The organism is Mesorhizobium sp. M0870 (assembly GCF_040319775.1).
GTDB lineage: Bacteria > Pseudomonadota > Alphaproteobacteria > Rhizobiales > Rhizobiaceae > Mesorhizobium.
On record NZ_JAMYOI010000008.1, the window covers coordinates 205,187 to 223,540 of the forward strand.

The 18,354-nt window shown below is 63.1% G+C and carries 15 protein-coding genes; 10 read left to right on the forward strand and 5 right to left on the reverse strand.

What is annotated here, in order from left to right:
- The first annotated feature begins 2 nt into the window (after positions 1–2).
- The 5 genes from NKH97_RS12720 to NKH97_RS12740 are packed head-to-tail and all read left to right on the forward strand — an operon-like array spanning position 3 to position 5,675.
- Complete coding sequence (locus NKH97_RS12720) at positions 3–740, forward strand: CpaD family pilus assembly protein (protein ID WP_352439646.1); 738 nt, start codon at positions 3–5, stop codon at positions 738–740.
- Between the two features lie 38 nt (positions 741–778).
- Positions 779–2,068, forward strand: coding sequence for a CpaE/TadZ family protein (locus NKH97_RS12725; RefSeq protein ID WP_032909185.1), 1,290 nt, complete (start codon positions 779–781; stop codon positions 2,066–2,068).
- Positions 2,069–2,097: 29 nt separating this feature from the next.
- Positions 2,098–3,600 carry a TadA family conjugal transfer-associated ATPase gene (locus NKH97_RS12730; protein WP_352439645.1) on the forward strand — a complete coding sequence of 501 codons (1,503 nt, stop codon included), beginning with the start codon at positions 2,098–2,100 and terminating at the stop codon, positions 3,598–3,600.
- 29 nt (positions 3,601–3,629) lie between these two features.
- Positions 3,630–4,643 carry a type II secretion system F family protein gene (locus NKH97_RS12735; RefSeq protein ID WP_352439644.1) on the forward strand — a complete coding sequence of 338 codons (1,014 nt, stop codon included), beginning with the start codon at positions 3,630–3,632 and terminating at the stop codon, positions 4,641–4,643.
- Between the two features lie 9 nt (positions 4,644–4,652).
- A complete protein-coding gene (locus tag NKH97_RS12740; protein WP_023811371.1) occupies positions 4,653–5,675 on the forward strand; it encodes a type II secretion system F family protein in 1,023 nt (340 codons plus the stop codon).
- A gap of 84 nt (positions 5,676–5,759) precedes the next feature.
- On the opposite strand, the gene NKH97_RS12745 is transcribed toward NKH97_RS12740, so the two are convergent.
- Positions 5,760–6,581, reverse strand: a complete 822-nt coding sequence (locus NKH97_RS12745) for a tetratricopeptide repeat protein (protein WP_352797116.1) — start codon at positions 6,579–6,581, stop codon at positions 5,760–5,762.
- Positions 6,582–6,697: 116 nt separating this feature from the next.
- Here NKH97_RS12745 and NKH97_RS12750 point away from each other — a divergent pair, with 116 nt between their 5' ends.
- The 5 genes from NKH97_RS12750 to pdeM all read left to right on the forward strand — a co-directional run bounded on the left by NKH97_RS12750 (position 6,698) and on the right by pdeM (position 12,706).
- Positions 6,698–8,062 carry a leucyl aminopeptidase family protein gene (locus NKH97_RS12750; RefSeq protein ID WP_352773384.1) on the forward strand — a complete coding sequence of 455 codons (1,365 nt, stop codon included), beginning with the start codon at positions 6,698–6,700 and terminating at the stop codon, positions 8,060–8,062.
- A 72-nt stretch (positions 8,063–8,134) separates the two neighbouring features.
- Positions 8,135–8,485 (forward strand): MarR family winged helix-turn-helix transcriptional regulator, encoded by a 351-nt coding sequence (locus tag NKH97_RS12755; protein ID WP_013533675.1) that lies wholly within the window; start codon positions 8,135–8,137, stop codon positions 8,483–8,485.
- Between the two features lie 30 nt (positions 8,486–8,515).
- Positions 8,516–9,376 (forward strand): C40 family peptidase, encoded by an 861-nt coding sequence (locus tag NKH97_RS12760; protein ID WP_352631063.1) that lies wholly within the window; start codon positions 8,516–8,518, stop codon positions 9,374–9,376.
- Positions 9,377–9,443: 67 nt separating this feature from the next.
- Positions 9,444–11,993, forward strand: coding sequence for a ligase-associated DNA damage response DEXH box helicase (locus NKH97_RS12765; protein WP_352773381.1), 2,550 nt, complete (start codon positions 9,444–9,446; stop codon positions 11,991–11,993).
- Positions 11,990–12,706 (forward strand): ligase-associated DNA damage response endonuclease PdeM, encoded by a 717-nt coding sequence (gene pdeM / locus NKH97_RS12770; protein ID WP_352439639.1) that lies wholly within the window; start codon positions 11,990–11,992, stop codon positions 12,704–12,706. The genes NKH97_RS12765 and pdeM overlap by 4 nt, the downstream gene beginning before the upstream one ends.
- A 25-nt stretch (positions 12,707–12,731) precedes the next feature.
- On the opposite strand, the gene NKH97_RS12775 is transcribed toward pdeM, so the two are convergent.
- From NKH97_RS12775 to NKH97_RS12790, 4 genes are all read right to left on the reverse strand, one after another.
- On the reverse strand, positions 12,732–13,505 hold the full coding sequence (locus NKH97_RS12775) for a tetratricopeptide repeat protein (protein ID WP_352797085.1): 774 nt from the start codon (positions 13,503–13,505) through the stop codon (positions 12,732–12,734).
- Between the two features lie 117 nt (positions 13,506–13,622).
- Positions 13,623–14,558, reverse strand: a complete 936-nt coding sequence (locus NKH97_RS12780; RefSeq protein ID WP_352773374.1) for a dimethyl sulfoxide reductase anchor subunit family protein — start codon at positions 14,556–14,558, stop codon at positions 13,623–13,625.
- A 3-nt stretch (positions 14,559–14,561) separates the two neighbouring features.
- The gene (locus NKH97_RS12785; protein WP_023811364.1) at positions 14,562–15,296 is read right to left on the reverse strand and encodes a 4Fe-4S dicluster domain-containing protein; all 735 of its coding nucleotides are present in this window, start codon (positions 15,294–15,296) and stop codon (positions 14,562–14,564) included.
- Positions 15,293–18,223 carry a molybdopterin oxidoreductase family protein gene (locus tag NKH97_RS12790; RefSeq protein WP_352773371.1) on the reverse strand — a complete coding sequence of 977 codons (2,931 nt, stop codon included), beginning with the start codon at positions 18,221–18,223 and terminating at the stop codon, positions 15,293–15,295. The genes NKH97_RS12785 and NKH97_RS12790 overlap by 4 nt, the downstream gene beginning before the upstream one ends.
- Between the last annotated feature and the right edge of the window lie 131 nt (positions 18,224–18,354).

The window sequence follows — 18,354 nt, forward strand, 5'->3', positions numbered from 1 at the left end:
ACATGTCTCAGTCAGCATTGAAGGCAAGCACCATCGCGGCAGCGATGCGCTTTGGCCGCTCGCGGGTCTGCCGGGGAGCCGTTCCTGTCCTGGCGGTTGCGGTGGCGGCTCTGCTGGCCGGCTGCGCCCAGCGCGACAGCATCACGGTCGGCGCCATTCCGGACGATTACCGCACCAACCATCCGATCGTGATCGCCGAGAAGAATCAAAAGATCGACCTCCCGGTTGGTGCCGGTGACCGCGGCATGACCGGCTCTCAGCGCGATACACTTCTTGGCTTCCTCGATGGCTATGACAGAAGTGCCGCCCCGACGCTGACGATCCAGGTCCCGAGCGGATCGGCCAACGAGGTCGCCGCGACCGCGGCGGCCCGTGATTTCGCCCGGCTCGCGATCGCCAGCGGCGTCAAGCGCAACCGGCTTGTCGTCACCTCTTACCAGGCCGCCTCGAGCGAGATATCCTCGCCGGTCCGCGTCGCTTATGTTGCGGTGAGGGCGCAGACCGACAAATGCGGACGCTGGCCAGCCGACCTCGTCGATACGTCGGAGAATAAGCACTATGCCGACTTCGGCTGCTCCTATCAGAACAATCTTGCCGCCCAGATGGCCAACCCGGCCGATCTGCTCGGCCCGCGCAAGCCGTCCACAATCGATGCTGAAAATCGCGGCGCGGTGATCGATGTCTACCGTGCAAGAGGCATTTCGGATGAGTTCCTGGGCAATTCGGAAGTAGACTACTAAGCCGCCAGTCTCGGATAGAACAGGCCACGGGAAAGAGCATGACGATGAGCAACCTTGCCTACGACGCCCCGGTGGATGGCAGCGATACCTCGCAGCAGGACATCGCCGCGATGCAGGCGTTGCGGCCGATCCCGCGCATCTCGATCCAGGCATTCTGCGAGACCGAGGGTGTCGCCAACCCGGTCGAGCGCGCCGGCGAGGACCGCCGCATGACGAAGGCGCATCTCAAGGTCCATATGGGCGGCGTCCCCACCGCCATCGAATTCTACCAATCGGCGCCGACGCCCAACCTGATCCTGCTGGAATCGCGCAGCGAGCCCAAGCAATTGCTGGAACAACTCGCCCAGCTTTCGGAATATTGCGATCCGACGTCGAAGGTGGTGGTGATCGGCCACTACAATGATGTCGGCCTTTACCGCGAGCTCATCCGCAACGGCATTTCCGAATATGTGATCGCGCCGGTCTCGATGGCCGACATCGTCAGCGTGGTGTCGTCGATTTTTATCGATCCGGAAGCCGAGCCGCTCGGCCGCTCGATCGCCTTCGTCGGCGCCAAGGGCGGTGTCGGCTCCTCGACGATCGCCCACAATGTGGCTTGGGCGATGTCCTCCCTGTTCAAATCCGAAGTGGTCGTCGCCGATCTCGATCTGGCTTTCGGCACCGCCAACATGAATTTCGACCAGGATCCGGCGCAAGGCATCGCCGAGGCGGTGTTTTCACCGGAACGCATCGATGAAGTCTATCTCGACCGGCTGCTGACCCAGTGCGCCGAGCATCTGTCGCTGCTGGCAGCACCTTCGACGCTCGAACGGGTCTATGATTTCGATCCCGAGGCCTTCGTTCAGCTCATCGACACCGCCCAGCGCAGCGTGCCGCTTCTGGTGCTAGACGTCCCCCATGCCTGGACGGGCTGGACCAAGAACACCCTGGTCAAGGCCGACGAGATCGTCATCACCGCGACACCGGAACTTGCCAATCTGCGCAACACCAAGAACCTCGTCGATATGCTCAAGCGGCTTCGTCCCAATGATCCGCCGCCCAAGCTGATCATCAACCAGGCCGGCGTGCCGAAGCGCCCGGAGATTTCGCCGTCCGACTTCGCCGAGCCGCTCGGCTTGTCGCCAATGTCGGTCATTGCTTTTGATCCGTTGCTGTTCGGCAATGCCGCCAACAACGGACGCATGCTTGGCGAAATGGATGCCAAGAACCCGGTCGTCGCGATGATCAACGAAATGGCGCATGTGCTGACCGGGCGCAGCGAAATCAAGATCAAGAAGAAGGCCGGGCTCGGCAGCCTGCTCGGCAAGCTCTCGCGCAACAAGAAGTGACGCTTCAGCAGTGGAATCGGTAGTCGATCATGTTTGGTAAAAGAGGCAGCGACGACGGCAACCGGTTCACGCCGGAATTTCGCCAGCCAGCACCGGCGCCCGTTGCGCCGCCGGCTGCAGGTTCCATGGACACGGCGGTTCTGACCCGGCCCGCGGCGGCGCCAAGCGCGCCTGTCGCACCGCCGGCGCGCCGTGCGGTCGAGGCACCGCCATTGGCGCCTGAGCCGAAGCGGGCACAGCGCGAAAAGAGCGAAACTTATTACGATACCAAGAGCCAGGTCTTCTCCGCGCTCATCGACACCATCGATCTGTCGCAGCTTTCCAAGCTTGATCCTGAAAGCGCGCGCGAGGAAATCCGCGATATCGTCAACGACATCATCGCGATCAAGAACTTCGCAATGACGATCGCCGAGCAGGAAGAGCTGCTCGAGGACATCTGCAACGACGTGCTCGGTTATGGGCCGCTCGAGCCGCTGCTCGCCCGCGACGACATCGCAGACATCATGGTCAACGGCTCCAGGAACGTCTACATCGAAGTCAACGGCAAGGTCGAACAGACCGGCATCCGCTTTCGTGACAACCAGCAGCTCCTCAACATCTGCCAGCGCATCGTCAGCCAGGTTGGCCGCCGCGTCGACGAATCCAGCCCGATCTGCGACGCGCGCCTTCCCGACGGCTCCCGCGTCAACGTCATCGCGCCGCCACTCTCCATCGATGGCGCCACGCTCACCATCCGCAAATTCAAGAAGGACAAGCTGACGCTCGATCAATTGGTCAAGTTCGGCGCCATCTCGCCGCAGGGCGCCGAAGTCCTCAAGATCATCAGCCGTGTTCGCTGCAACATCGTGATCTCGGGCGGCACCGGTTCGGGCAAGACGACGCTGCTCAATTGCTTGACCAACTATATCGACCGCGAGGAGCGCGTCATCACCTGCGAAGACTCGGCCGAGCTGCAATTGCAGCAGCCGCATGTGGTACGCCTCGAAACCCGCCCGCCCAATCTGGAGGGCGAGGGTGAGGTGACGATGCGTGACCTGGTCAAGAACTGTCTGCGCATGCGGCCCGAGCGCATCATCGTCGGCGAAGTGCGTGGACCCGAAGTGTTCGATCTGCTGCAGGCGATGAACACCGGCCATGACGGCTCGATGGGCACGATCCACTCGAACAGCCCGCGCGAATGCCTGAACCGTATCGAATCCATGATTGCCATGGGCGGTTATTCGCTGCCGCAAAAGACAGTGCGCGAAATCGTCGTCGGCTCCATCGACGTGATCATCCAGGCGGCGCGCTTGCGCGACGGATCGCGCCGCATCACCCACATCACCGAGGTGATCGGGATGGAAGGCGACGTCATCATCACGCAGGACATCGTCCTCTACAACATCAAGGGCGAGGACGCCAACGGCCGGCTGCTGGGTGAGCACGTATCGACCGGCATCGGCCGTCCGCATTTCTGGGAGCGTGCACGCTATTACGGCGAGGAGCAGCGTCTCGCCATTGCGCTCGAGGCGATGGAGAAACGCGCTGACTGACGTATGCTGGGGTGTAAGGGTTCGGGCCAATGTTTGGAATTGACGGCACAGTACTGGCGTTTGTCGTGCTCGCCGGCTTCAGCGCCGGCGCCGTCGCCTATGCATTTCTGTTCACCCGGATCAGCAACGAGAAACAGGCCGGCAAGCGGCTCGAAACGATCAGGACCGCCGAGACGGATCGCTCCGTCGTCAAGGCCTCGCGCGACCGCGTGGCGGAAGCCACCAAGCGGCGCAAATCGGTTCAGGATTCTCTCAACGAACTCGACGCCAAGCAGAAAACCAAGGACAGCCGCGTCAAGAAACCGCCGCTGAAAGCCCAGCTTCGTCAGGCCGGCCTCAAGACCACCATCGAGCGTTTCTATATATATTCCGCAATATGCGGCATCGTTTTGACGATGGTCGCCTTTGTGGCCGGAGCCCCGCTGATCGCCTTGCCGGGCGTGCTGTTGGCCGGGGGGCTGGGCCTGCCGCGCTGGTTCGTCACGTTTCGTCGCGCCCGCCGGGTCAAGGCATTCCTCAACGAATTTCCAAACGCGCTCGACATCATCGTGCGCGCGGTCAAATCCGGCCTGCCGCTGAACGACGCCGTGCGCTTGATCGCCAACGAATCGCCCGAACCCGTGAAGACCGAGTTTCGCCGCATCGTCGATTCACAGCAGATGGGCCTCTCTATCCCCGACGCGACCTTGCGCATGCCCGAAACCATGCCTTGCACCGAGGCAAGCTTCTTCGGCATCGTTATCCAGATTCAATCGCAGGCCGGCGGCAATCTCTCCGAGGCGCTGGGCAATCTTTCGCGCGTGCTTCGCGATCGCAAGAAGATGAAAGCCAAGGTCGCGGCGCTGTCGATGGAAGCGAAGGCGTCCGCCGCGATCATCGGTGCGCTGCCCTTCATCGTCGCCTTTCTCGTCTACCTGTCGAGCCCGGCCTACCTGATGCCGCTCTTCAACACCAGCGTCGGAAACCTGATCCTTGGTTGCTCTGCGGTCTGGATGTCGATCGGCATCCTGGTGATGCGCAAGATGATGAACTTCGAAGTCTAGGATGCTGGCATGACCGAGCAAGTCATCAAGACCCTGACGGATCCGAGCTTCCTGATCGCGATGCTGGTCGCGATAGCGGTGTTTGCGACCGTCCTCACCTTGCTGCCGGCGTTTGGCGGAAACCAGCTCAAGTCACGCATGAAATCCGTTGCGCTGGAACGCGACGAACTGCGTGCGCAACAGCGCGCCCGGCTTGCGGTCGAGGCCGACCGCCGTCGCAAGGGCTTGCGCGAGGAACAGTCGATCGGCATGCGCAACATTGTCGACCGGCTGGATCTGAGACGCGCGCTCGCCGATGAGAGCACATTGCAGAAACTCAAGGTGGCCGGTTTTCGTGGACAGAATCCGCTGACGCGGTTCCTTTTCTTCCGTCTCGTGCTTCCTTTTGTCGGTTTCGCGCTGGCCGCAATCTACATCTTCGTGCTCGGAGGGCTGCCCGACAAGCCACTGGTCATCAGGCTGTTCGTCTGCGTCCTCGTTGCTTACGGCGGCTTCTACGCACCGGTCATCTACGTCAACAACCGCGCCACCAAGCGCAAGCAGTCGATCCAGATGGCATGGCCGGATGGGCTCGATCTGATGCTGATCTGCGTCGAATCGGGCATGTCGGTGGAAGCGGCACTGCGCAAGGTCGCCGACGAGATCGGTGCGCAATCGGTGGCGCTGGCGGAAGAATTCATCCTCACCAACGCCGAGCTTTCCTATCTGCCGGAGCGCAAGCAGGCCTACGAGAACCTGGCAAGCCGCACCGGCCTGGATTCGGTCAAGTCGGTGTCGCAGGCGCTCGTCCAGGCCGAGCGTTACGGCACGCCGGTGGCGCATGCACTGCGCGTGCTTGCCGCCGAAAGCCGCGACATGCGCATGAATGCGGCCGAGAAGAAGGCGGCCGCCCTGCCGCCAAAACTTACCGTGCCGATGATCCTGTTTTTCCTGCCGGTGCTCTTCGCCATCATTTTGGGTCCCGCCGGCATTCAGGTCAGCCAACGCGGTATCTTCGGCGATCATGCGGCGCCGGCAACAAACGCCCAGTAGCGGCGAGGTAAATTCCTGCATTCCCTCAAACGAAGAAGCCGCGCATGCAGCGCGGCTTCTTCGTTGGGCATCGGGATTGTGGTCTCAGTTGGTCGCGGATTTCGGCTTGTCCTGGTCCTTGAGCTGGCTCCAGGCATTCTGCTGGGCCAACATCTGCCTGAGATAGGCGACGTTTGCCTGCGCCTGTTCGGGCGAGAGCTCCTGCGAGGCGATGTTCTCGGCCTCGTCGAACCGGCCTTGCAGGCCGACGACCAGTGCCAGGTTCTGGCGGACGCGGCTGTCCGCATTCGGCTGCTGCGCGGCCGAGCGCATATAGGTTTCGGCGGTGCGCAGGTCACCTTCCAGCACATACGACATGCCAAGATTGGAGAGCACGGAAGGCTCGTTCGGCTTGAGGTCGAGCGCCTTGCGGTAAAGCTGGCGTGCATCGTCCTTCTGGCCAGTCTGGTCGAGAATGGCCGCTTCGGCCGACACCAGCTTCCAGTCGGGATATTCCGGTGTTTGAGCGCGGCGCACGGCGTCGAGCGCCGCCTCGAACTGGCCATTGGCGGCCAGCGCCTTGCCATAGGAGGCAAGCACGTCACGATCCTTGGGGAAAGCGATGGCGAGCTTGCGCATCACGGCGAGCGACTGATCGGCGTCGCCATCCATCTGCAATGCCGCCGCATAATTCGTCGCGATCCGCTTGTCGTTGGGGTTCTTCGCGTAGGATTGGCCGAGTGCGCCGGTGGCATTGTGCAGTTCCCCGGCCGACATGCTTTCCAGCGGTTTGCCGCCGGTGCGTGCGATAGAGCCGGTGGAGAGCTTGTCGGTTCCGCAACCGGCGACGCCCGCCGCCAGCGCCAGCACAAGGGCCGTGATGATGAGCCGTTTTCCCCTGGCATCGATCCTGCGGTTGGTCGGCATGGCCACCTAAGCCTCCATTCATGCGCGGCCATTGCGTGGCCGTCTTCCCTCCCGCAGAAATATTCTGTTAACCCTAACGGACGGTTAAGAATGGCGACTCACACGGAGAACATCGCATGCCTGTCGAACTCGTCGGGAAGACATTGCCGGGCGCGCTGCCGGTCCATCTGATCGCCAGGGACGGTCTGGACGCGGCCGGCCTTGCGCCGGCCGCTGTCGCCTGGGCCAGGGCCAACGGCTTTTCCGGCGAGGCAGGCAGGACGCTGGTCGTGCCCGGCGAAAACGGGGCGCTCGGCGGCGCCTTGTTCGGCGTCGGCGATGGCGAGGGCGCGCTCGCCCTCGGCGCACTGTCGAAGGCCTTGCCGGAAGGCGACTGGCATTTCGCCTCGGCGCCGGTCGAGCCCGAACTCGCGGCCACCGCACTGGTGCTCGGCGGCTATGTCTTCACCCGTTACGGCAAGAAGTCAGGCAGGGCGCTGCGCTTCGGCCTGCCGGCAGGCGTCGATGCCGGGCGCGTTCGCCGCATTGCCGATGGCGTCTTCCTGACACGCGATCTGGTCAACACGCCGACCAGCGATATGGGCCCGGAAGATTTGGAGGAGGCGGTGCGGACCCTGGCTGCCAGGCACAAGGCCGAAGTCTCGGTGGTCAAGGGTGACGATCTCCTCGACCGGAATTTCCCGATGATCCATGCTGTCGGCCGTGCGTCGGCCGGCGCGCCGCGCCTGATCGATATGCAGTGGGGGCAGCAAGGGGCGCCGAAGGTAACGCTGGTCGGCAAGGGCGTCTGCTTCGACACGGGCGGTCTCGACATCAAGCCATCGTCCGGCATGCTGCTGATGAAAAAGGACATGGGCGGTGCCGCCAATGTCCTTGGCCTTGCCTCGATGATCATGGCTGCCGGGCTGAATGTGCGGCTGCGCGTGCTCATTCCCGCGGTCGAAAATTCGATTGCCGGCAACGCCTTCCGGCCCGGGGACGTGCTTGCGAGCCGCAAGGGCATCACTGTCGAGATCGGCAACACGGATGCCGAGGGGCGGCTGGTGCTGGCCGACGCGCTGGCGCTGGCCGACGAGGAGGAGCCGCAGCTTCTGATCGACATGGCGACGCTGACCGGGGCTGCCCGTGTCGCGCTCGGCCCCGATCTGCCGCCGTTCTACACCGGCGACGAAATGCTGGCATCCGATCTTGCGGCGGCTTCCGTCGCGGTCGAGGATCCGCTGTGGCGCATGCCGCTGTGGCAGCCATACGATGCAAAATTGTCGTCGAAGATCGCCGACATCAACAATGTCACCCCGGATGGTTTCGCCGGCTCGATCACCGCGGCGCTGTTCCTCAAGCGCTTCGTCGAAAAAACCGCGGGCTGGGCGCATTTCGACATCTTCGCCTGGAACCCGGCTGACCGTCCGCATGGCCCCGCCGGCGGTGAGGCACAAGGCATCCGCGCGCTGGAGCGGATCATCGCGAAACGCTACGGCTGACGGTTGCAGGCGAGAGACGGCAATCGCTTTGACTGAAACGGAACCGAAACAATTTGCCGTCATGCTGGCGCGATGTCGATTGCGATGCGCCCGAGCCAGGCCTTGCGACTGTGGCAGCAGGTGATGCTGTCGCAGGTGCGCGACGACGCGCCCGATCTGACCATGCGCCAGACGGCAATCCTGTTCACCATCTATCTCGATCCGCCGCCGCACACCGTGCGCGGGCTCGCCGCGCGCCTCAATGTCACCAAGCCCGTGATCACCCGCGCGCTCGACACGATGGGCGCTTTGAAACTCGTCTCGCGCCATCGCGACGAACTCGACAAGCGCAATGTTCTGATCAGGCGCACGGTCGAGGGCGCGCTCTTTGTCGAGCGCTTCGGCGATGGTATCATCGCCAAGGCGCTCGAACTGCCGATGTGAGCGAATTACCTTTTCAACAGAGTGCTCGATTTGACCGCCAGGGATGCCCGCCTTCACGCTTTTCGCTCCGATCTCGCCGATGCAAGGCTGAAGGGCGAGGTCGCCGCCGACCGCTTCGTCGCCGGCCGGCCGGCGCGGGTCATCGCGTCAGTGGCCGATATGCGCAAGGCGCCGCGGCCTGATGCCGGCGTCAACACGCAAGCGCTGTTCGGCGACGATGTCCTGGTCTTCGATGTCGCTGAAGGCTGGGCCTGGGTCCAGGCCGAACGCGACGGCTATGTCGGCTATGTCGCCGACACGATGCTCGGGGGCCGGGATCACGCGGCCACTCACATCGTCTGCGTGCCGCGCACCTTCCTTTACCCCGGGCCGGATCTGCGCTTTCCGATCGCCGGACAATTGTCGATGGGATCGACGGTGACAGTGACGGAGGCCGCCGAGACGCGCGGTACGCATTATGCGGTCCTGCCTTCCGGCGAGGCGCTGATCGCAGGTCACCTGCGGCCGCTCAGTGAAGCTGGCTCCGACTATGTCGCGGTTGCCGAGGCGTTTCTCGGCACGCCCTATCTCTGGGGTGGCACTTCCGGGTTCGGCATCGACTGTTCGGGCCTAGTGCAACTGGCGATGCGCATGGCCGGCAGCGACGTGCTGCGCGATTCGGACATGCAGGCGGCGACACTTGGCGAGCCGCTCGAACCGGGACCTGATTTCTCAGGCTTGCGACGCGGCGATCTGGTGTTCTGGAAGGGCCATGTCGCCGTCATGACGGATGCCGACACGATGATCCACGCCAATGGCCACACCATGCTGGTGTCGCACGAGGGATTGAAAGACGCCGTCGCGCGCATCGGCTATCTCTATGGCAGCCCGACAGGGTTTCGGCGGCCTTAGGGAAGAACGATCCCCTTTTGTTCCGATTCTTCTTGGCGATTAGCCGCCGTCGCGCTACCTCTGGCGGGTGACAGAGCAGCCGCGCCTTGCCGAACAGAATGCCGCCGTGGCCCTGCCCGAACCATTCATCAGATGGTTTGGTGAGAAAGGCTGGTCGCCGCGCGCCCATCAGATCGAACTTCTGGCGAAAGCCCAGGCCGGGCAATCAGTCCTGCTGATTGCGCCGACCGGTGCCGGCAAGACGCTGGCCGGATTCCTGCCTTCGCTGACCGAACTGGCCAACAGGCCCAAGAGAAAGCCGGGCCAGGCGCGTCGCGGTATCCACACGCTCTACATCTCACCGCTGAAGGCGCTTGCCGTCGATATTGAGCGCAATCTCGGCAAGCCGGTGGAAGAGATCGGCCTGCCTGTCACCATCGAAACGCGCACCGGCGACACCCCCGCCCACAAGCGCCAGCGCCAGAAGCTGGTGCCGCCCGACATCCTGCTGACCACGCCCGAGCAACTGGCGCTACTGATTGCGGCCGGCGATGCTAAACGTTTCTTCGAGGATCTGCGCTACGTCGTGCTCGACGAACTGCATTCGCTGGTGACGTCGAAACGCGGACATCTGCTGGCGCTCGGTCTGGCGCGGTTGCGCAGCTTTGTCCCTGGTCTGCAAACCATCGGGCTGTCGGCGACGGTGGCCGAGCCGGACGAGTTGCGGCGCTGGCTGGTCAGCCAGAATCCGCCCAAGGGTTCGACAGACCATGACATGGCGGAACTGATCGTCGTCACCGGGGGCGCGAAACCGGAGATTTCTATCCTCGATTCCGAAGAGCGGGTGCCATGGGCGGGACATTCGGCGCGCTACGCCACGCCTGAGATCTACCGAGAGATCAAGCGCCACAAGACGACCCTGTTGTTCGTCAACACGCGCAGCCAGGCGGAGCTGCTGTTCCAGGAATTGTGGCGGGTCAACGAGGATACGTTGCCGATCGCGCTGCATCACGGTTCGCTCGACGTCGCCCAGCGCCGGCGCGTCGAAAAGGCGATGGGGGAAAACGCACTGCGCGCCATCGTCGCCACCTCGACGCTCGACCTCGGCATCGACTGGGGCGATGTCGATCTGGTCGTGCATGTCGGCGCACCAAAGGGGGCGAGCCGGCTGGCGCAACGCATCGGCCGCGCCAACCACCGCATGGACGAGCCGTCCAAGGCGATCCTCATCCCGGCCAACCGCTTTGAGGTGCTGGAATGCCGGGCCGCCCTCGACGCCAACTATCTCGGCGCGCAGGACACGCCTCCCTTGATCGATGGCGGTCTCGACGTGCTGGCGCAACATGTACTCGGCTGCGCCTGCGGCGCGCCGTTCCGTGCCGATGATCTGTTCGAGGAAGTGCGAACGGCAGCACCCTATGTCAGCCTCGACCGGCCGACTTTCGACCGCGTCATCGATTTTGTCGCCACCGGCGGCTATGCGCTCAAGAATTACGAGCGCTACGCCCGCATACGCCTGAACAAGGATGGATTCTGGCGGGTGTCCAATCCGCGCGTCGCCCAGCAATACAGGCTGAATGTCGGCACCATCATCGAGGTTCCGGCGCTGAATGTGCGCTATATCAAGGCCGGCGGCAAAGGTGCGGCTTCGCGCGGCGGCCGGGTTCTCGGCAAGATCGAGGAGGCCTTCCTCGAAACGTTGACGCATGGCGACACCTTCATGTTCGCCGGCAAGGTTCTGCGCTTCGAAGGCATCCGCGAGAATGAATGCTTCGTGTCGAACGCGCCCGGCAGCGATGCCAAGGTGCCTTACTATGGCGGCGGCAAGTTCCCGCTTTCGACCTATCTCGCCGAACAGGTCCGCATCATGCTGGACGACCCGCAGCGATGGAAGAAGCTGCCCGAGCAGGTCGCCGACTGGCTGCGATACCAGGCCGACAAATCGGTGCTTCCCAAACGCGACGACCTGCTGATCGAGACCTTTCCACGAGGCAACCGCCACTATCTGGTGGCTTACCCGTTCGAGGGCAGGCTGGCGCACCAGACGCTCGGCATGCTGCTCACCCGCCGCCTTGACAGAGCAGGAGCCAGGCCGCTCGGCTTCGTCGCCACCGATTATGCTTTGGCGATATGGTCACTGGGCGACATGGGCGCGATGTTCAAAGCCAGGAAGCCTTCGCTTGGGGCGCTTTTCGACCAGGACATGCTTGGAGACGACCTCGAAGCCTGGCTGGCCGACAGCTGGCTTCTCAAACGCACTTTCCGCAATTGCGCGCTGATTTCGGGGTTGATCGAGAAACGCCATCCGGGCCAAGAAAAGAGTGGTCGCCAGGTCACGGTCTCGACCGACCTGATCTACGATGTGCTGCGCAGCCATGAACCGGACCACATTCTGCTGCAGGCAACACGCGCCGACGCAGCGACCGGTCTGCTCGATGTCAGCAGACTTGCCGACATGCTCTCGCGCATCCAGGGTCGAATCGTGCATAAGGCACTCGAACAGATATCGCCGCTCGCCGTGCCGATCATGCTCGAGATCGGCAAGATGCCGGTCCATGGCGAAGCCGATGAAACGCTTTTGATGGATGCGGCGACATTGGTCGAGGAGGCCATGGGGCCGGGAATGAGTGTGGAATGAAATTTTCGCTGGCGCGCATATCGCTGATCGCCGAGGCCGATCTCGTCGGCATCGCCGGCGAGCGCGCTGTCTGCGACCCGCGCGGCGTGCTCTATTTTCCGGATCTGCGGCTTCTGGCCGTGTCCGATCTGCATCTGGAAAAGGGTTCGTCGCTGGCACGGCGCGGCACGTTGATCCCGCCCTACGACACCGGTGCGACCTTGCTGCGGCTTCAGGCGGTGATATCAGACTACCAGCCTTCGATCGTCATCAGCCTGGGCGACAGCTTTCACGATGGCGGCGGCGCCCAGCGCATGCATGCAAGCTTCCGCGAGCGGCTGGAAGCGCTGATATCAGGCCGGCAATGGTTCTGGGTTGCCGGCAATCATGATCCGGAAGCTCCAGCCGATCTGCCCGGCGAAACGGTGCGTGAACTTGCTATAGGCTCCCTGCTGTTCCGGCATGAGCCGTCGAAGCAGCGTGTCGAAGGCGAAATAGCGGGCCATCTGCATCCCTGCGCCCGCATCGTGCAGCAGGGCCGCTCGGTGCGGCGCCGCTGCTTTGCCGGCGATGGCGGCCGCATGATCATGCCGGCCTTTGGCGCCTATACCGGCTCGCTCAACGTGCTCGACCGCGCCTATGCCGGGCTGTTCCGGCTGGACACGCTGATGGCTTATATGCTGGGCGCCCAACGCATCTTTGCCATTTCCGGCTCGATGCTGCGGCCGGGCTGAGGTCGCCGCTTAGTCTTGATGGAATTCAAGTTTTCTTCAATGCTGCCTGTATGCGGTCGAGCGCCTCTTCCGCACCATTATGCCCTTGCGCTGCGGAGCGTTTCAGCCATTGGACAGCAAGCTCGATATTCTTCTCGACACCAACGCCTTTCAAGTACATCACGCCCAAGTTGAACTGCGCTTTGCCGTTATTTTGCTGCGCGGCCTTCTCGTACCAATAAAAGGCCAGCTTGTCGTTTTTATCCACGGCCTCGCCGGTCAGGTAGGCAGTGGCCAAGTTTACCTGCGCGTCAACGTTGCCTTGTTCCGCTGCTTTGGTCGACCAAAGAACCCCATCGGCACCGCTTTGGGGTACTCCTTTGCCAAGAAAATACATGTATCCAAGATATTGCTGAGCCTCGACCAAACCTTGAACAGCGGCACCGCGCCAAAGTTCCACCGCTTTCGCATCGTCTTGCTGAACGCCTTTTCCCCAAGAATACAAAAGACCAAGATTCAACTCGGCCACTGCCATGTCCTGATCCGCCGCCTTATCCCACCATTCGGCAGCCTTGGAATAATCCAGAGGCACACCAAGCCCCCTGGAATACAGAAATCCGACATTAAACTGCGCAGTGATATCGCCCCCTAAGGCGAGGGCCGTCCATTCTTTGTACGCTTCTGTATAATTCTTCGCCTCAAAGGCGGCGTCGGCTTCGAGCGCGCCTGCTATTAAATCGTGGGAGGCAAAAACCAAAATGCCTGCAACGCAAACCCCTCGTGCGAGATGCGACGCTAAATTGAAGGGAGTGAGGATCATCGCCTGCTATGCCAATCCGGAAGATGCCGTTCCTAGAACTACGACACATTCTTCCGAGCCACAACTTACGACAACACTAACTGACATCCAGCAATTGCGAGGGCATGTTGGCGTTCCCTACCCGCCGTAGTAGAGCGTGACGGTGTGCTTCGCTTCGGCGAAAAACAGCCAGCGTTCGACCAACATGCCGGCGAACTGCACGATCACGGCGAGCACCGACAGCGCCGCTGCGAAGGGCCAGGGTAGGGCGAAAGCAGCCGCGAGCAGCAGGGCGGGCAAGGCAAAGGCCAGACCCTGTGCGATCTGGCGCAGCCGCGCGCTGTGTTTGCGTGCAATGCGAAAACCCATTTCCTTGAGTAGATAATTCTCCTCGGTGTGGGGCCATTCCAGCGACCGCACCGTGCCGCCGGCCAGCCCGGTCGCGGTGTTGGCGGTGGTCGGAATTTCCAGCCGGTCATTGTAGCGCCAGGTCGCCAGCTTCCAGCTCCAGCCGAGCAAGGTCAGGAGCATGGAAGCCACCAGAAGAATTTTCGAGCCGACAGCAAAACCTTGCAGCAGCGCATTCAGAAGCATGCTGCCGGTCATCGCCGAAAAGATCAGATAAGCCGGCAGCGTATAGCGGCTGTGCCATTGGGCGATCGGCTTCAGCGACGCGTAGATCATGCCTGTGGTGCAGACGGTGACGACGGCACCACAGGCCGTCAGCAATCCGGCCACCGTCACCCAACCGCCGCTGCTGCCGAAAAACACCCAGCCGATGCCGAACAGTCCCGCCGGGATAAAAGTAATGACCGAGGCAACGCCTTCGCGCGACAGCCAGGAACTGCGCCACTGCGAGAAGGCCCGCCAGGCGCGTTCGGGGCGGCCGAGATGACCCGTCGAGGACAACAGTCCGGCTACGATCAAGCCGAGCGCCAGCCCCATGCCGATGAAGCCCAGCCAGAAATCGGGCGGGATGATCTGGAAGCCTCCGAACATGCCCAGCAGAGCCAGCAGTCCATAGCCGGCGCCGGTGGCGGTGGTGAAGAAGACGACGGAGAAGGCTGGATGCATGGGTCAGTTCGAAAGCATGCGGTCGACCCAGCCGAGGAAACCGCCTTCGGCCCGCACCGGTTCGAGTGCGGGTGCTGCCACCGATGCGGCGCGCGTGGTGTGGGCGCGCGGCGGCAGGTATTTGTTGGTCGGGCGATAGCCGAGCTCAGGCATCAGGTCGACGCCGCCACGCTCCGCCACCAGTTGCGAAACCGCCGATAGGGGATCGCCGAGATCGCCGAAATGCCGGGCGCTGGTCGGGCAGGCGGCGACGCAGGCCGGTACGCGGTCCTCTTCGGCCAGATTGTCATTGTAGATGCGGTCGACGCACAGCGTGCACTTCTTCATCACCCCGACGTCCGTATCGAATTCTCGCGCGCCATAGGGACAGGCCCAGCTGCACAATTTGCAGCCGATGCACTTGTCCTCGTCGATCAGCACGATGCCGTCCGAGGCCCGCTTGTAGGAGGCGCCGGTCGGGCAGACGGTGACGCAGGCCGGTGTCTCGCAATGCAGGCAGGAACGCGGAAAATTGACGGTGCGCCCGCCCATCTCGGTCGTGTGCTCGTAAGCGTGCACGCGGTTGAACCAGACGCCGTCGACATGGCCGCCATAGGGGTCGATGTCGGTCAGCGGTGCCATGTGGCCGCCGGTGTTCCATTCCTTGCAGGCGGTGACGCAGGCCTGGCAGCCGACGCAGGTGTCGAGATCGATGACGAGGCCGAGCTTCTTGCCGCTTTGGCTTGGCAGACAGGTCATTCGGTCGCCTCTCTTGCCCTGCGGAATTCGGCACCGAAGCGAAGGATGTCGGGTGAGGGTTCGAAATGCGGCGGCTGCCGGAAACGCTCGAATTGCGGCTCGGTGAAGCCGGCTTCTTCGGCTGCGCATTTGACGATGCGCACGCGCAGGTCGAACCAAGCCGCCTGGCCGGTGACCGGATCGGAATTCGAATAGCGCTTGCCCTGAGCGTCAGCCGAGGTCTGGTCGCCGATGATATGGTTGAGCAGGAAGCCACGGTTGCTCTCGGCCGCGTCGTCCTTCAGCCCCCAGCTGCCGCGCCGCTTGCCGATGGCGTTCCAGGTCCAGACCGTGCTTTCGTTGACCCCGTCGATCAGCTTGATCTGCCCCTTCACCCTGCCGTTGATGCTTTCGATCCACACCCAGTCGTCATCGACAAGGCCAAGGCCAGCTGCCGTCCGGTGATGCACGAACAGCCGGTTCTGGCTGGTGATCTGCCGCAGCCACGCATTCTGCGAGCCCCAGGAATGGTACATGTGCATCGGCCTCTGCGTCAGCGCATGCAGCGGATATTCTTCCAGGTCGACGGCCGCTTCCTCGAAGGGCATGTGCCAGAAGGGCAGCGGGTCCATGTAGGTCTCGATGCGCTGGCGGTCACCCTTTGGTGGCAAGACAGGGCCATGCCCACGCGCGGCAAGGCGGAAGCGCTGCAGCGGTTCGGAGTAGAGCTGGAAGACGATCGGCTCGGCCTTGGGGATAAAGCCCATGCTCTCGGCGAAGTCGAGATAGGAGCGGTTGGCCATCTTGTAGTAGCGCTGGTCGTCGGCGAAATCGTGATGCCAGAAGCCGCCATTGTCGATGTAGCGCTGCAGCTGGTCCGGGTTGGCCTCGCCCCTGCCGGTCGAGGTCCCGTCCTTGCCGCGCCAGCCGGCGAGCGGGCCGATGCCGGGCGTGCGCTCATGATTGACGATGTAGTCGGCGTAGTCGCGGTATTTGGCCGTGCCGTCCTCATCGACGAAACCGGGCATGCCGAGCCGGGCGCCGAGTTCGATCAGCACCGACTGGAACGGCCTGACGTCGCGGTCCGGCTCGACGACGGGATAGCGGATGGCGTCGCCCGGTCCGTCGGCATGGCTGATGGGCCGGTCGAGCAGGCTGATGCAATCATGCCGCTCGAGATAGGTGGTATCCGGCAGCACCAGGTCGGCGAACGGCACGGTCTCGGAATAATAGGCATCGGAATAGATGATGAAGGGAATCTTGTAGTTGCCCGCTTCGTCGCTGTCGGTCAGCATGGCAATGGTCTCAACGGTGTTCATCGAGGAATTCCACGCCATGTTCGACATGTACATCATCAGCGTGTCGATCTTGTAGGGATCGCCGGCCCAGGCATTGCGGATGACGGTGTGCATCAGGCCGTGTGCCGCCAGCGGTGCGTCCCAGGAATAGGCCTTGTCGATGCGAAGCGGCGTGCCGGCCTCATCGACCAGCAAATCGTCCGGCCCACAGACGAAACCGAGCGGCATGCCGTCAAGCGGCGTCATCGGCTTGACGGTCTTGCCGGCTGGCTTGGGACCGGGCGGAGCGGAGCGGGGGTAGGGCGGCTTGAAACGGAAGCCGCCGGGAACATCCACCGTGCCCAGCAACACCTGGAGGAGATGGATGGCGCGGCAGGTGTGAAAGCCGTTCGAATGGGCCGAGATGCCGCGCATGGCGTGCATCGAAACAGGCCGCCCCTTGATCGTCTCGTGCCGGCGCCCGGCCCAATCGATCCACGCGATCGGCAGTTCGATCGTCTGTTCGAAGGCGACATGCGCAAGTTCGGCGGCGATCCTGCGGATCGTATCGGCGGCAATGCCGCAGCGCTCGGCGACCGCATCCGGCGCATAGCTCTCATCGAGGTAGCGGTCGGCGATGAGCTGGAACACCGAGACGCAGTGGCGCCCGCCGATCGTGAAGCTGCCCGTCAGTGCCGGTTTCGCACTGGCATCGGTGGCGCCGACAGGCGTCTTCGCAACCCTGTCCCACGCCAGGGGATTGCCGTCGGCGTCGCGCACGAACAGCCCGTCATCGGCGGCACCCGGCTCCTGCACGACGAGAACATGGGCATTGGTGTAGCGCAGCAGGTAATCGAGATCGACGCGGCCCGCCTTGAGCAATTCGTGGATGAGGGCGAACACGAACAGCCCATCGGTGCCGGGCCGGATGCCGATCCAGTCGTCTGCGATGGCATTGTAGCCGGTGCGGCACGGATTGATCGAGACGACCTTGGCGCCGCGCGCCTTGAGTTTGCCGAGGCCGATCTTGATCGGGTTGGAATCGTGATCCTCGGCGACGCCAAACAGCATGAAATACCGGGTGTTGTCCCAGTCGGGCTCGCCGAACTCCCAGAACGAACCGCCGATCGTGTAGAGACCGCCGGCCGCCATGTTGACCGAGCAGAAGCCGCCATGGGCGGCAAAGTTCGGCGTGCCGAACTGGCTCGCCCACCAGCCGGTCAGCGACTGCGACTGGTCGCGGCCGGTGAAGAAGGCCAGTTTCTTGGGGTCGGTCCGGCGGATGGCCGAGAGCCGTTCGGTGGCGATCGAAAACGCCTCTTCCCACTCGATCTCGCGGAATTCGCCGGAGCCGCGAGGGCCGGTGCGCAGCAATGGCTTCTTCAGCCTTGCCGGGCTGTAGTGCTGCATGATGCCGGAGCTGCCCTTGCCGCAGATCACGCCGCGATTGACCGGGTGGTCCTTGTTGCCGTTGATGTAGCGGACCTTGCCATCCTTGATGTGCACATCGATGCCGCAGCGGCAGGCGCACATGTAGCAGGTCGTCTTGGCGATGCTGTCGGAAACATCAGGCGAGGTGTCGACGCCGTCGCCTTCGTCAGGCGCTCGCGTGTCGGCAAGCGGGCGTTGCGATGGTGCCGAATTCGCGCCGCGCGGCGGTCCCTGCATCATGATCCGGTGGCGCCTGTACGGCCCATGGATTTGGCCCGCGTCTTCGGTCCGGGGCCGCGCATGTAATGCTCTTCCGGGTGGTAGCGATCGCCGGCCAGCCGCCGTCTTATGCCGCGGGTCCAATGCGCAAG

Excerpts from the sequence above, each read along its gene's own strand:
- NKH97_RS12720 (WP_352439646.1), top strand. The coding sequence starts at position 3 with ATGTCTCAGTCAGCATTGAAGGCAAGCACCATCGCGGCAGCGATGCGC.
- NKH97_RS12725 (WP_032909185.1), top strand. The coding sequence starts at position 779 with ATGACGATGAGCAACCTTGCCTACGACGCCCCGGTGGATGGCAGCGAT.
- NKH97_RS12730 (WP_352439645.1), top strand. The coding sequence starts at position 2,098 with ATGTTTGGTAAAAGAGGCAGCGACGACGGCAACCGGTTCACGCCGGAA.
- NKH97_RS12735 (WP_352439644.1), top strand. The coding sequence starts at position 3,630 with ATGTTTGGAATTGACGGCACAGTACTGGCGTTTGTCGTGCTCGCCGGC.
- NKH97_RS12740 (WP_023811371.1), top strand. The coding sequence starts at position 4,653 with ATGACCGAGCAAGTCATCAAGACCCTGACGGATCCGAGCTTCCTGATC.
- NKH97_RS12745 (WP_352797116.1), bottom strand. The coding sequence starts at position 6,581 with ATGCCGACCAACCGCAGGATCGATGCCAGGGGAAAACGGCTCATCATC.
- NKH97_RS12750 (WP_352773384.1), top strand. The coding sequence starts at position 6,698 with ATGCCTGTCGAACTCGTCGGGAAGACATTGCCGGGCGCGCTGCCGGTC.
- NKH97_RS12755 (WP_013533675.1), top strand. The coding sequence starts at position 8,135 with ATGTCGATTGCGATGCGCCCGAGCCAGGCCTTGCGACTGTGGCAGCAG.
- pdeM (WP_352439639.1), top strand. The coding sequence starts at position 11,990 with ATGAAATTTTCGCTGGCGCGCATATCGCTGATCGCCGAGGCCGATCTC.
- NKH97_RS12775 (WP_352797085.1), bottom strand. The coding sequence starts at position 13,505 with ATGATCCTCACTCCCTTCAATTTAGCGTCGCATCTCGCACGAGGGGTT.
- NKH97_RS12780 (WP_352773374.1), bottom strand. The coding sequence starts at position 14,558 with ATGCATCCAGCCTTCTCCGTCGTCTTCTTCACCACCGCCACCGGCGCC.
- NKH97_RS12785 (WP_023811364.1), bottom strand. The coding sequence starts at position 15,296 with ATGACCTGTCTGCCAAGCCAAAGCGGCAAGAAGCTCGGCCTCGTCATC.
- NKH97_RS12790 (WP_352773371.1), bottom strand. The coding sequence starts at position 18,223 with ATGATGCAGGGACCGCCGCGCGGCGCGAATTCGGCACCATCGCAACGC.